The sequence below is a fragment of the Cobetia sp. LC6 genome (assembly GCF_030264805.1).
Taxonomy (GTDB): Bacteria; Pseudomonadota; Gammaproteobacteria; order Pseudomonadales; family Halomonadaceae; genus Cobetia.
In genome coordinates this window covers 321,263-334,773 of sequence record NZ_JASSPL010000003.1, presented here as the reverse complement: position 1 = coordinate 334,773, position 13,511 = coordinate 321,263, and the positions used below count along the sequence as shown (strand labels likewise).

The 13,511-nt window shown below is 63.8% G+C and carries 10 protein-coding genes; 5 read left to right on the top strand and 5 right to left on the bottom strand.

Annotated features, from left to right (window positions below; translation table 11 throughout):
• The first annotated feature begins 186 nt into the window (after positions 1-186).
• Entirely contained in the window at positions 187-1,116 is a 930-nt protein-coding gene (locus QQF40_RS06405; RefSeq protein WP_175090645.1) for an AEC family transporter, read from the top strand.
• 3 nt (positions 1,117-1,119) lie between these two features.
• On the opposite strand, the gene QQF40_RS06400 is transcribed toward QQF40_RS06405, so the two are convergent.
• The 5 genes from QQF40_RS06400 to metK form a co-directional block, all read right to left on the bottom strand.
• On the bottom strand, positions 1,120-1,995 hold the full coding sequence (locus QQF40_RS06400; protein WP_285460733.1) for a UDP-2,3-diacylglucosamine diphosphatase: 876 nt from the start codon (positions 1,993-1,995) through the stop codon (positions 1,120-1,122).
• Positions 1,996-2,173: 178 nt separating this feature from the next.
• Complete coding sequence (locus QQF40_RS06395) at positions 2,174-3,346, bottom strand: GGDEF domain-containing protein (RefSeq protein WP_285460732.1); 1,173 nt, start codon at positions 3,344-3,346, stop codon at positions 2,174-2,176.
• A gap of 335 nt (positions 3,347-3,681) precedes the next feature.
• Entirely contained in the window at positions 3,682-4,953 is a 1,272-nt protein-coding gene (locus tag QQF40_RS06390; RefSeq protein WP_175090643.1) for a cation:proton antiporter, read from the bottom strand.
• 131 nt (positions 4,954-5,084) lie between these two features.
• Complete coding sequence (locus QQF40_RS06385; RefSeq protein ID WP_043335730.1) at positions 5,085-5,588, bottom strand: M48 metallopeptidase family protein; 504 nt, start codon at positions 5,586-5,588, stop codon at positions 5,085-5,087.
• Positions 5,589-5,721: 133 nt separating this feature from the next.
• Positions 5,722-6,942: a methionine adenosyltransferase gene (metK, locus tag QQF40_RS06380; RefSeq protein ID WP_175090641.1), complete on the bottom strand. Its 1,221-nt coding sequence runs from the start codon at positions 6,940-6,942 to the stop codon at positions 5,722-5,724.
• Between the two features lie 508 nt (positions 6,943-7,450).
• Here metK and tkt point away from each other — a divergent pair.
• The 4 genes from tkt (at position 7,451) to fba (ending at position 13,362) form a co-directional block, all read left to right on the top strand.
• On the top strand, positions 7,451-9,445 hold the full coding sequence (tkt, locus tag QQF40_RS06375) for a transketolase (protein WP_285460731.1): 1,995 nt from the start codon (positions 7,451-7,453) through the stop codon (positions 9,443-9,445).
• A 463-nt stretch (positions 9,446-9,908) separates the two neighbouring features.
• Positions 9,909-11,018 (top strand): type I glyceraldehyde-3-phosphate dehydrogenase, encoded by a 1,110-nt coding sequence (locus QQF40_RS06370; RefSeq protein ID WP_254627214.1) that lies wholly within the window; start codon positions 9,909-9,911, stop codon positions 11,016-11,018.
• Complete coding sequence (locus QQF40_RS06365; RefSeq protein WP_285460730.1) at positions 11,015-12,178, top strand: phosphoglycerate kinase; 1,164 nt, start codon at positions 11,015-11,017, stop codon at positions 12,176-12,178. Before QQF40_RS06370 ends, QQF40_RS06365 begins: the two co-directional genes overlap by 4 nt.
• Positions 12,179-12,297: 119 nt before the next feature.
• A complete protein-coding gene (gene fba / locus QQF40_RS06360; RefSeq protein ID WP_043335741.1) occupies positions 12,298-13,362 on the top strand; it encodes a class II fructose-bisphosphate aldolase in 1,065 nt (354 codons plus the stop codon).
• The last annotated feature ends 149 nt before the right edge of the window (positions 13,363-13,511 follow it).

Below are 13,511 nucleotides of genomic sequence, written 5' to 3'. Positions count from 1 at the left end.
GACGGTGGCATCCTGCTCCTCAGTCCTGCCCCTCACCAGCCGCGCAACCACGCGACCCAAAGCCTGATGCGCGACCCGAAGCCTGATGAAGGAAAGGCGCAATGAGTGACATTCATGGGATGACGCTGACAGGGGCCACACGGCATGATGAACCAAAAGGACAATGACGCTTCACAAGGAACCGTGATGGACCACATCGATCTGCAGCAACCGCTCTGGATGCTGATCACCTTCGTCGCCCTCGGCGCCCTCTGTGCACGCCGCCTCGCGATCGATCCGCGCCCCATCGCCACCTTGCTGATCTATGTGATCGCGCCGCTGACCTTCTTTCGCGGGCTGGTGCTCGGCGAGCCATCGCTGAGTGATCTGGGCCTGACGCTGGGGCTGTTCTCGCTGGCCAGCAGCATCTGCCTGCTGGTGCGCCCGCTGGCCGCGAGGTTCTTCCCGCCGCAGGAAGCTGCCCTGCTCGCCTTCTCCTCGGGCACCGGCAATACCGGCTACTTCGGCCTGCCGGTCGCGATGCTGTTACTGCCGCCGGAAGGCGTGACCCAGTACCTGTTCTGCCTGCTCGGCATCACGCTGTATGAATTCACGCTGGGCTTCTACGTCAGTGCGCGCGGGCAGTTCTCGATGCGCCAGAGTCTGGTCAAGATCGTGCGTCTGCCGCTGATCTACGCCTTTCTGGCCGCTCTGCTGGTAGGGACACTGGGCCTCGAGGTACCGGGGGCGGTGATGGAGGGACTCGACTACTTCAAGTACAGCTACACGGTGCTGGGCATGATGATCATCGGCATGACGCTGGGCGGTGTCAGCCTGCGCGAGATCGACCCGCGCTTCATTCTGGCCGCGACCGGCCTGCGCTTCGTGATGTGGCCGCTGCTGAGTCTGGGCAGCGTGATGCTGCTGGGCAGCCTGTTCGCCCTCGACCCGGTGCTGGCGCAAGTGTTGCTGCTGCTGGGCGTGGTGCCGATGGCCGCCAATGTGGTCGTGCTGGCCATCGAGCTGAATATCCAGCCGGCCAAGGGCGCGATCGCGGTGATGCTGACCACCCTGGCAGCGCCGCTGATCATCCCGCTGTATCTGTCATGGATGCTGGCGATCAGCGGCCTGGGGTGAGGCTCAGGCGCCGGCCATCCCGGGCGTGACAGCGTCGGGCGTCGTGGCCGGCGCCTGACGCGGCATCAGATGGCGCGGCGCCGTCTCGAGGATCTGCCCCTGCCAGTCGATCAGGTGCAGCGCGCCTTCGGCATCTTCTGCCAGCGCGGTGCAGTGCTCGACCCAGTCACCGTCGTTGCAGTAGAGCACGCCTTCCTCGACCCGGAAGCCCGCCTGGTGGATATGCCCCCCGACATAGCCATCCAGCCCTTCGAGGCGCGCCTGGCGCATGGCGGCTTCCTCGAACTGGGCCACGTAGCGCTGGGCGGTACCGCTGCGACGCTTGAGCGCGCTGGCCAGCGACCAGTACGGCAGCCCGAACATGCCACGCGCGCGATTGCACCAGCGATTGAGCGACAGGATGAAGCCGTGCATGCCATCGCCCAGCTTGAGCAACCACGGCGCGATGCGCACATGGGTGTCGAATTCATCACCGTGGGAGACCAGCAGGCGACGACCGCTGCCGGTGGTATGGATCGCGCGCCGCTCGATGCTCACATTGTGCAGCTTCAGGCCGCACAGGCGACGGAAGGCGGCATCATGATTGCCGGGAATATAGATGACCTCGCAGCCGCTGCGCGCCAGACGCAGCACCCGCGCCACCAGCGCCTGCTGGTCCTTGTCGAGCACCGCACGCTTGCGCATCGCCAGCAGGTCGACGATATCGCCGACCAGATACAGGCGTTCCGGGCGCACGCGACGCAGCAGTTTCGCAAGCAGCGCCGCCTGGCAGTCCGGAGTCCCAAGATGCACGTCGGAGATGAACAGCGTACGAACCTGACCGAGAGCGTCGGAAGCAGGCGGCATTTCAGCATGGGGAGCCGATTGCAAAGCGGTCATGTCAGTCACCTCCGGGTTGCCAGGCGGAATCGACAGGCGAGGCCCAGATGGCCCCTGTCGTTGCCCAGCAAGACTGAGGGGAGGCGATGACATACCCGTAACAGCGACATGAAAAAGCGATGACAGCCATGGCCATCAATCACTTGCGGCATTGATTAAGGGAAGTTCGCGGGCTTTCTCACGCCTGAGGGTCCTTGGCGCCCGCCATGGCCCGCCGCCGAGCGCGCTTCTGACGATACATGCGGTCATCCGCGATATGGATCAGATCATCGACATCCACATCGCCCTGCAATACCGGGTCGTGGGTGACGCGCCCGATGCTGACCTCGACCGGGAAGGGGATTTGCTGCTGCAGGCGTTGCTCCTGAAGATGGCGCATCAACTGGGTCGTCGCCTGCTGGCTGGCCATATCACAGGCTCCGGGCATGACGACCAGGAATTCATCGCCGCCCAGACGGCATGCCAGTCCGTCTTCACCAGCCGCCTGGGCGACACTCCGGGCCACCAGCTGGATCAGGCGATCACCCTCGGCGTGCCCGAAGCTGTCGTTGACGTGCTTCAGGCGATCGACATCCACGAACAGGATCGACATGCATTGCCGAGTGCTCGTGCTCTCGGCCAGCATCCGCTCGAGAAAATCCAAGCCGAACCGGCGATTGGGCAGCCCCGTCAGCAGATCATGATTGGCACGGTATTCCAGCTCGTTCTGCTGGATGAGCAACCGCTGATTCATGTCGTGCAATTCGAGATTGCGCGCCTCCAGTGTGCGCTGCAGCCGGATGGTGCGATGGAAGGTCGAGGCGCGGGCGTGCGCCAGTGCCGGCGCTATGAAGAGGGTACCCAGGATGTAGGCACCGCCCGCACCGGCCAATGTCGTCAACGACAAGGGACTCAGCCACAGAAAGATGGGCACATAACACACTATCAGCGGCAGGCTGCTGGCCAGCTGGTAGCGCCAGCCCCACACCAGCCAGGCGGGCATGGCGATCAGCATGCAGGTCGAGAAACTCAGGTTCCACAACGTCAGCGTCAGCGCATCCGGAATCAGCGCGGCCCCGAAGCAGAAGAAAAGATTGGCGGGTATCGCCCCGGCCAGCAAGATCTTGTCCGCGAACACGTCGCCGCGGCGCAGCTGGAGGATACATAGCAGACAGCAGAGGAAGATGATCAGCCGCCCCACCCACAATGCCTGCCAGGCAGACGGCACCTGGAAATAGTCAAACAGCAGGAAGCAGGCGAAGCACGCCATGGCGAACATGATGAAGGTATTGTTGATTCGCGTGCGATAGTGCTGCGCTTCGATATCCGAACCGTCCCTGCCCGGCAATATCAGATGTTCATGAAGCGGCATGTTCCATCCTCGACACTCGGTAGCATCATCCAATGTTACACCGCGTACAGAGCACACCTCACTGCAATAAAGAGTTGATCAGTAAACGCAAGATTACCGTCTGCCTGATAGAACAATGTGGGGTGTCATCAGGCTGGCCAGGCGAGGCAAGGACGAAGAGGTGTCGGCAATACGAACGCGCCGGCAACACGAACGAAAGCGCCCTGCTGTCGTCATCCTCCTCGATGGCGACAGCAGGGCGCTGAAGGTACAGCCAGGTCACGGCCAGTCATTGCAACCAGACATCCGGGCTGGTCGCTGCCACTATCGTGGCGTTTGCTTTGGCCGACTCTGACTCAGCGCTTGTCGTTCGACTCTTCCGAGTGGCTGCGATCGCCGACCACCGCCGTCACCAGCTTGCCGATGCTCAACCCCTGCACGAGGATCGAGAACAGCACGATGATGTAGGTGGTGACCACCAGCGGCTCGCGGTAGTCGCCTTCGGGAATTGCCAGTGCCAGTGCCACCGAGATGCCGCCGCGCAGACCGCCCCAGGTGAGTACGCGCGTGGTGCCGGGACGGAAGGTGTACCAGCGGCGCAAGAGGCTCAGCGGCAGGCCGATCAGCGCCAGGCGCGAGAGCAGGATCACCGCCACCAGCACCAGCGCGATGCCGATCGAGGTCAGCGTGATCGGCATCAGTACCAGCTCAAGCCCGATCAGTACGAACAGCACCGCGTTGAGAATCTCGTCGACCAGCTCCCAGAAGCCGTCCAGATAGCGGCGGGTGTTGTCAGACATGGCGCCATCACGCGCCATGTTGCCGATGATCAGCCCCGCCACCACCATCGCGATGGGGCCGGAGACGTGCAGCGCCGAGGCCAGCGCATAGCCGCCCAGCACCAGCGCCAGACTCAGCATCACCTCGACCTGATACTGGTCGATGCTGCGCATCAGCTGGTAGACCAGCGCGCCCAGCGCCAGCCCGAGCAGGATGCCGCCGCCGGCTTCCTCGAGGAACAAGAGCCCCATGTGGCCGAGCTCGACCTCACCGCTGCCGGCCGACGCCGCGCTCAGCAGTGCGGTGAACAGCACCACCGCCACGCCATCATTGAACAGCGACTCGCCGACGATGCGGATTTCCATGTCGGCAGGCGCGCCGGCACTGCGCATGATGCCGAGCACGGCAATCGGGTCGGTGGGCGAGATCAGCGCACCGAACACCAGGCAATACAGGTAGGGCACCTCGATACCGGCCCACTGGAACAGCCACCAGGCGGCGGAGCCGATCACCAGCGTCGAGATCAGCACGCCCAGCGTGGCCAGCAGCCCGATGGAGCGCCGATAGGCCTTGAGGCGCGAAAGATCCACGTGCAGCGCGCCGGCAAACAGCAGGAAGGACAGCATGCCGTCCATCAGCAGGCTGTTGAAGTTGATGCGCCCCAACCAGTCTTCCGCGGTATCGGCCACGACGGTGGTCACCGCGAAGTGATCGAGCCCGATCACGCCCAGCGACAGCACCAGGCCGATGGCCATCACGCCGATGGTCGGCGGCAGCCGCAGGACGCGATGATTGAACCACATGCATACGGCAGTGATGGTGATGAACAGTGCAGCGAGATTGAGCATCCGAAACGGTCCTTTGCAGTGGCGCCGATACCCCTGATGGCATGACGTCCTTGTCATTCTTTCCAGTTCTTCCGTCGCGTGAGCGGCGCGTGGCTGCCAGAACGAATCGTGGCTACCAGAGCGGCTCATGGCTACCAGAGATCGCCGTGGCGTTCACGGTGGCAGAGATAGAGACGCAGCTCGAACTCACGCTGATGATACTCCGGCTGCATGTGACAGCAGAGCCGGTAGAACGCCTTGTCATGGGCCTTCTCGCGCAGATGCGCCAGCTCATGCACCACGATCATGTTGAGCAGCGGCTCCGGCAGGCGCCGGAACAGCGACGAGATACGAATCTCGTTCTTGGCCTTGAGCTTGTTGCCCTGCACCCGCGACACGAAGGTGTGCAGCCCCAGGGCGTTGTCGATGACGTGAATCCGGTCGTCGTAGATCACCTTGCTGATCGGCGCCGAGCTGCGCAGATACTGATTCTTCAGCGCCATGGTGTAGTCATGCAGCGCCCGCGCGCCCTGCAGCTGGTGGGGCTCGGGATACTTGCCGAGAAAGAAGGCTGCCGTCTTGCCCGAGGCCAGCAGTTCACTCGCCTGCTGTTGGATCTCGGGGGCGTAGCCCTTGAGATAGCGTAGATCAGCCACTGGGCATCTCTCCTGTTGCTGTCCGAAGGAGGGCCAGAGACAAGAAAACCCGCCGAGGCGGGTTTTCTTGTCATGGCGCCGAAAGCGAGGGGCGAGACGTCCGCCACCTGCCAGGCCTGTCGAACTGGCGGATTTACAGGCCAGCGGCAGCCTTGAGACCAGCGGCACGATCGGTCTTTTCCCACGGGAAGGCGGTGAAGGTTTCGGTCTTCTTCTCGCCGCTCACGTCGGTCCAGCTGTAGCTGTGCTCGAACGGCTCACGACCGAAGTGGCCGTAGGCAGCGGTCAGCTGATACATCGGGTGCGCCAGGTCCAGCATGGTGGTGATGGCGTACGGACGCAGGTCGAAGTGCTCGCGCACCAGCTCGACGATCTTGGCATCGCTGATCTTGCCGGTGCCGAAGGTGTTGATCGAGACCGAGGTCGGCTCGGCGACACCGATGGCGTAGGAGACCTGGATCTCGCACTTGTCGGCCAGGCCGCTGGCGACGACGTTCTTGGCCACGTAGCGACCGGCATAGGCGGCGCTGCGGTCGACCTTGGACGGGTCCTTGCCGGAGAAGGCGCCACCGCCGTGACGGGCCATGCCGCCGTAGGTGTCGACGATGATCTTGCGACCCGTCAGACCACAGTCACCTACCGGGCCACCGATGACGAAGTTGCCAGTCGGGTTGATGTGGTATTCGGTGGTCTCGGACAGCCACTCGGCCGGCAGCACCTGCTCGATGATCTCGCGCTTGACCATCGCGCGCAGGTCTTCCTGAGACACTTCCGGGTCATGCTGGGTCGACAGCACGACAGCTTCGACGGCGACCGGCTTGCCGGCTTCGTCGTAGCGGAAGGTGACCTGACTCTTCGCATCCGGACGCAGCCACGGCAGCATGCCGTTCTTGCGCAGTTCCGCCTGACGCTCCACCAGACGGTGTGCGTAGTGGATCGGCGCCGGCATGAAGGAGTCGGTCTCGTTGGTGGCGTAGCCGAACATCAGGCCCTGGTCGCCCGCGCCCTGATCTTCCGGCTTGGTGCGATCGACGCCCTGGGCGATATCGATGCTCTGCTTGCCGATCAGGTTGAGGACACCACAGGTCTCGCCGTCGAAGCCGACGTCGGAAGAGGTATAGCCGATATCGGTGATGACACGACGTACCAGCTCCTCGAGATCCACCCACGCGCTGGTGGAGATCTCACCGGCCACGATGGCAACGCCTGTCTTGACGAGCGTTTCGCACGCGACGCGTGCCTGCTTGTCGCGCGCGATGATGGCATCGAGCACGGCGTCGGAAATCTGGTCGGCAATCTTGTCCGGATGCCCTTCGGACACGGACTCGGATGTGAAGAGTGAGTATTCGCTCATTGGTCCTCGACCCTCTTTTCGGATGCGGGGATGATTCGGCCACTGACGGCAGACTGCGTTGACGACCGAGTAGAAACACGCTTGCGGCGCACGATGAAGCTCAACACGGGCGGTTGAGCCTCGGGGGGGCGAGTTTACACGCCACTTATGTGAGTTCCTAGCGTATTGGGGCGCGTGGGGGCGTCCAATCGAGACCTTTTTGCGACAAGCGCTGCACACAGGGTAATAAGCCATTGCCACCTTTGGACGAGCACACATCCCGGATGCGATTTGCCGCGCCCTGTCATCTCGGTGACAATACCCGCCCGGAGATCACGCTCGGACGCGAGTCCGCGCGTACAAGGTTCACGCGACGCACTGTCCTTTCCGGCGCACTGTTTCAGGCGCACAGTCCTGAAGGAGACCCAGGCAGCAGCATGCCCTGGCTCTCGGGATGCACTGGGCGTCCGGCGCAGCACGCCGTGATTCATTGCCCCACTCTTGACGCCCGCAGGCGAGGAGCTACTGCATGCCTTCCCGTTTAGACCTGGCCAACGCCATCCGTGCACTTTCCATGGACGCCGTTCAGAAGGCCAAGTCCGGCCACCCCGGCGCCCCCATGGGCATGGCCGACATCGCTGAGGTGCTCTGGAACGACCACCTCAAGCACAACCCGGCCAACCCGAACTGGGCCGATCGTGACCGCTTCGTGCTGTCCAACGGCCATGGCTCCATGCTGCTCTACTCCCTGTTGCACCTCTCGGGTTATCAGCTGAGCCTTGAAGACCTGCAGAACTTCCGCCAGCTGCACGCCAAGACCGCCGGCCACCCGGAATACGGCTACGCACCGGGCATCGAGACCACCACCGGCCCGCTGGGTCAGGGTCTGGCCAATGCCGTCGGCATGGCGATCGCCGAGAAGACACTGGCGGCGCAGTTCAACCGTCCGGGCCACACCGTCGTCGACCACACCACCTGGTGCTTCCTGGGTGACGGCTGCATGATGGAAGGCATCTCCCACGAGGTCGGCTCACTGGCCGGTACCCTGGGTCTGGGCAAGCTGATCGCCCTGTATGACGACAACGGCATCTCCATCGATGGCGAAGTCGAAGGCTGGTTCACCGATGACACCGCCAAGCGTTTCGAATCCTACGGCTGGCACGTCGTCTCCAACGTCGACGGCCACAAGCCGGAAGAGATCAACGCCGCCATCGCCCTGGCCAAGAGCCACGACGACAAGCCGAGCCTGATCATCTGCAAGACCGTGATCGGCTTCGGCTCCCCGAACAAGGAAGGCACCGAGTCCTGCCACGGCGCGCCGCTGGGTGACGACGAAGTCGCCGCCACCCGCGAGAAGCTGGGCTGGGCCCACGCGCCCTTCCACATCCCGGAAGACATCTATCAGGGGTGGGATGCTAGCGAGCGCGGCGCCAAGCTCGAGAGCGACTGGGATACGCGCTTCGCCCGTTACGCCGAAGCACACCCGGAACTGGCCGCCGAGTTCACCCGTCGTCTGGAAGGCAAGCTGCCGCACGCCCTGACCAGCGAGAAGATGATCGAGGATGCCCAGGCCGCCGGCGACAGCCCGGCCTCGCGCAAGGCCTCCTTCGAGTGCCTGAACCAGCTCGGCCCGCAGCTGCCGGAACTGCTCGGCGGCAGTGCCGACCTGGCCCCGTCCAACCTGACCTTCTGGAAGGGCGCCCAGGCGATCACCCGCGAAGACTTCAGCGGCAACTACCTGCATTACGGCGTGCGTGAGTTCGGCATGGGCGCGATCATGAACGGTGCCGGTCTGCACGGCGGCTTCATCCCGTACGGCGCGACCTTCCTGATTTTCATGGAATACATGCGCAACGCCGTTCGCATGGCCGCCCTGATGGGTCAGCAGGCCGTCTATGTCTTCACCCACGACTCCATCGGTCTGGGCGAAGATGGCCCGACGCACCAGCCGATCGAGCAGCTGACCAGCCTGCGCACCACGCCGAACCTGTCCACCTGGCGCCCGGCGGATGCCGTGGAGACCGCGGCGGCATGGGATGCGGCCATCAAGCGTCACTCCGGCCCGACCGCGCTGATCCTGTCGCGTCAGAACCTGCCGCACCAGAACCGCGACAAGGCCCAGCTGGCCAACATCAGCCGTGGTGGTTATGTGCTGAAGGACGCCGCCAACGGCCAGCCGGAAGTGATCCTGATCGCCACCGGCTCCGAAGTCGGCCTGGCGATGGATGCCGCCGCCGAGCTGGAAGCCGCCGGCCGCGCCGTGCGTGTCGTGTCCATGCCGGCCACCGACCTGTTCGATGCGCAGGACGCGGAATACCGCGAATCCGTGCTGCCGTCTTCCGTCACCGCGCGCGTGGCGATCGAAGCCGGTCATCGTGACTACTGGTTCAAGTATGTCGGCCTGAACGGCGACATCATCGGCATGGAGACCTTCGGGGAATCCGCGCCGGCCGGCGACCTGTTCAAGCACTTCGGCTTCACGGTCGAGAACGTGGTCGAACGCGCCAACAAGCTGCTGGGCTGATCACCGCCTGAGCCACCCCGTCGATGACGGGGTGGGATGCAGATCGACGCCGCCGCCTCCCACTGGGAGCGGCGGCGTTTTCGTCTGTGCGACACTCGGGAAGACCTCAAGCGTCACCGGCTGTCGCCTGTAGTCGACGTGGCTCACACGAGTCGCGGTCGTGATGACACGATTCATCCTGCATGAGCGGTCATTCTCCAGCGACCGTACCCATGAAAGACAGCGCAGACGGCGACTACACAACCCCACCAGTTGGGTAGTGTGACTACGTGTCCTTAGACGAAAAAAACCAGAAATCAGGCGCTTGCGCGCCTTTCGCTCCCTCCGCCCAGCAAAGCGATGCGCTACCATGGACCCCCTGAAAAATACTCGGAACACGACATCCTTGAACCACCAGCCGCCTCTGTCCACCGCCGACGCTCCCCAGGGAGACAAGGCGTCCCGACGCCAGGGAAATGCTCCCTTGCGAGTGGCCATCAATGGCTACGGACGCATCGGTCAGTGTGTGCTGAGAGCGCTGGTAGAACGTGAAGCACGCGGTGAGTCACTGCCGTTGGAAGTGGTCGCGATCAACGAGCTGTCAGATCTGGACACCATCACCTACCTGACCCGCTACGACACCACCCACGGCCGCTTCCCCGGCACGGTGGAACAGCGCGACGGCCAGCTGATCGTCAACGGCCATGCGATCAGCATCCTGTCCGAGGCCAATCCAGATTGCCTGCCCTGGCGGGCATTGGGGATTGACCTGGTGCTGGAGTGCTCCGGCAGCTTCAAGGACCGCGCCACCGCCGAGCGGCATCTGGCAGCAGGCGCCGGACGACTGCTGTTCTCCCAGCCCGGCGATACCGACGCCGATGTCGATGCCACCATCGTGTGCGGCATCAACCAGTCGGCGCTGGCCCCCGCCGAGGCGGGGCAGGCAGGCAGCGGCATGCGCATCGTCTCGGCGGCGTCGTGCACCACCAATTGCCTGATTCCGATTCTGACGGTGCTGGAAGAGGCCTTCGGTCTGGAACGCGGCGTCACCACCACGGTGCACTCGGCGATGAACGACCAGCCGGTGATCGACGCCTACCACCAGACGGACCTGCGACTGACGCGCTCGGCGATGAGTTCGATCGTGCCGGTGGACACCGGCCTGGCCAAGGGCATCAACCGCCTGATGCCGCACCTGGAAGGACGCTTCGAATGTCTGCACCTGCGCGTGCCGACCATCAATGTGTCCTGCATGGACATGTCCATCGAGGTGAAGCGCGACGTGAGCGCGGATGAGGTCAATGACCTGCTGCGCGAGGCCTGCACACAACGCCTGCAGGGCCTGATGGGATTGAGCGAGGAGCCGACGGCTTCCATCGACTTCAACCACGATCCGCGCTCGGGTATCGTGGATGCGACCCAGACCCGTGTTGCCGGCGGCCGGCTGATCAAGATGCTGTGCTGGTTCGACAACGAATGGGGCTTTGCCAATCGCATGCTGGACGTCGCCACCCATTGGCACGCCTGCGAGATGACAACGCCTCTGGCGAGGGAAGCTCTCTCCACCGATTCACGACCAAGGAACCCGTCATGAACGTGCAAACGATGACCGCCCTCGACCTGTCCGGAAAGCGTGTGCTGATCCGCGAAGATCTCAACGTGCCGATCCGCGACGGTCAGGTGACCAGCGACGCGCGCATCCGTGCCAGCCTGCCGACCATCAAGGCGGCACGTGACGCCGGCGCACGCGTGATGCTGATGAGTCATCTGGGCCGCCCTACCGAGGGTGAGCCGGAAGATCAGTTCTCGCTGGCACCGGTCGCGGCACATCTGGGCGAGCTGCTGGGCAGCCCGGTGCGCCTGATCAACGACTATCTCGACACGGCACCGGATATCGCCGAAGGCGAGGTCGTGCTGCTGGAGAACGTGCGCTTCAACAAGGGCGAGAAGAAGGACGAGGAATCCCTGTCCCGCGCCTACGCCGCGCTGTGCGATGTCTACGTGATGGATGCCTTCGGCACCGCGCACCGTGCCCAGGCCTCGACCCATGGCGTGGCACGCTTCGCGCCAAACGCCTGCGCCGGCCCGCTGCTGGCCGCCGAGCTGGAAGCCCTCGAGAAGGCACTCGCCGCACCGCGTGCGCCGATGGTCGCCATCGTCGGCGGCTCCAAGGTCTCCACCAAGCTCGACGTGCTCAAGGCGCTGTCCGACAAGTGCCATCAGCTGATCGTCGGTGGCGGCATCGCCAATACCTTCATCGCGGCGGCCGGTTACAACGTCGGCAAGTCCCTCTACGAGGCTGATCTGCTCGATACCGCTCGCGCGCTGATGGACAAGGTCGAGATTCCGCTGCCGACCGACGTCGTCGTCGCCACCGAGTTCTCCGACAAGGCCGAAGCCGTCGTGCGCGCCGTCGCCGACGTCCAGGACGACGAGATGATCCTGGATATCGGTCCGGAGACCGCCTCGCGCTTCGGTGCGCTGCTCAAGGACGCCGGCACCATTCTGTGGAACGGCCCGGTCGGCGTGTTCGAGATCGAACAGTTCGCCAACGGCACCGAGCAGCTGGCGATGGCCATCGCCGAGAGCGATGCCTTCTCCATCGCCGGCGGTGGCGACACCCTGGCGGCCATCGACAAGTACGACGTCGAGTCGCGCGTCTCCTACATTTCCACCGGTGGCGGCGCCTTCCTCGAATACGTGGAAGGCAAGGTACTGCCGGCCGTTGCGGCATTGGAAGCCGCAGCAAGCTGAACCCGCCTGTGTCCTCATTGGCGCAGGCTTAGAGTCACGGCTACAAGGTCGCTCCCCGTCAGCTGACGGGGGGCACCCGACGCTTCTCCACTCGATTCCTCAAAAAGACAGGTGATGTCATGGCATTGATCAGCATGCGCCAGATGTTGGACCACGCAGCCGAGTACGGATACGGCATCCCGGCGTTCAACGTCAACAACCTCGAGCAGATGCGCGCCATCATGGAAGCCGCCGATCACACCGATTCTCCGGTGATCGTCCAGGCCTCCGCCGGCGCACGCAAATACGCGGGCGCGCCGTTCCTTCGCCACCTCATCCTGGCTGCGGTGGAAGAATTCCCGCATATCCCGGTGGTCATGCACCAGGATCACGGCACCTCGCCGGCAGTCTGCCAGCGCTCCATCCAGCTGGGCTTCAGCTCGGTGATGATGGACGGCTCGCTGGGCGAAGACGGCAAGACCCCGACCAGCTACGAATACAATGTCGATGTGACCCGTCGCACCGTCGAGATGGCCCACGCCTGTGGCGTGTCCGTCGAAGGCGAGCTGGGTTGCCTCGGCTCGTTGGAAACCGGCATGGCCGGTGAAGAAGACGGCATCGGTGCCGAAGGCAAGCTGGACCACGACCAGATGCTGACCGACCCGGAAGAAGCCGCCGACTTCGTCAAGAAGACCCACGTCGATGCCCTGGCCATCGCCATCGGCACCTCCCACGGCGCCTACAAGTTCACCAAGCCGCCGACGGGTGACACCCTGTCCATCCAGCGCATCAAGGAAATCCACGCCCGCATCCCCGAGACTCACCTGGTGATGCACGGCTCTTCCTCCGTGCCGCAGGACTGGCTGGAAATCATCAACGAATACGGCGGCAAGATTCCGGAAACCTACGGCGTGCCGGTCGACGAGATCGTCGAAGGCATCAAGCACGGCGTGCGCAAGATCAACGTCGACACCGATCTGCGTCTGGCCTCTACCGGTTCCATCCGTCGCTTCATGGCGCAGAACCCGTCTGAATTCGACCCGCGCAAGTACCTGAAGGAATCCGTGAAGGCGATGCGCGACATCTGCATCGCCCGCTACGAAGCCTTCGGTGCCGCCGGTCATGGCAGCAAGATCGACCCGATCAACCTCGAAGCGATGTTCGAGCGTTACAACCGTGGCGAGCTGGACCCGAAGATCAACTGATCGGGCGGCCCCCGCCTGCCCCCCCTGCGCGCACGCGGGCAGACAGGGAAGGAAGAGCAAGGCGACCCTTCGGGGTCGCCTTTTTTATGCGCCTCAGGGTGCCAGCCTCTCGCGCACGCAGGTATCCTTTCGAGATTCCGTTTGGCATT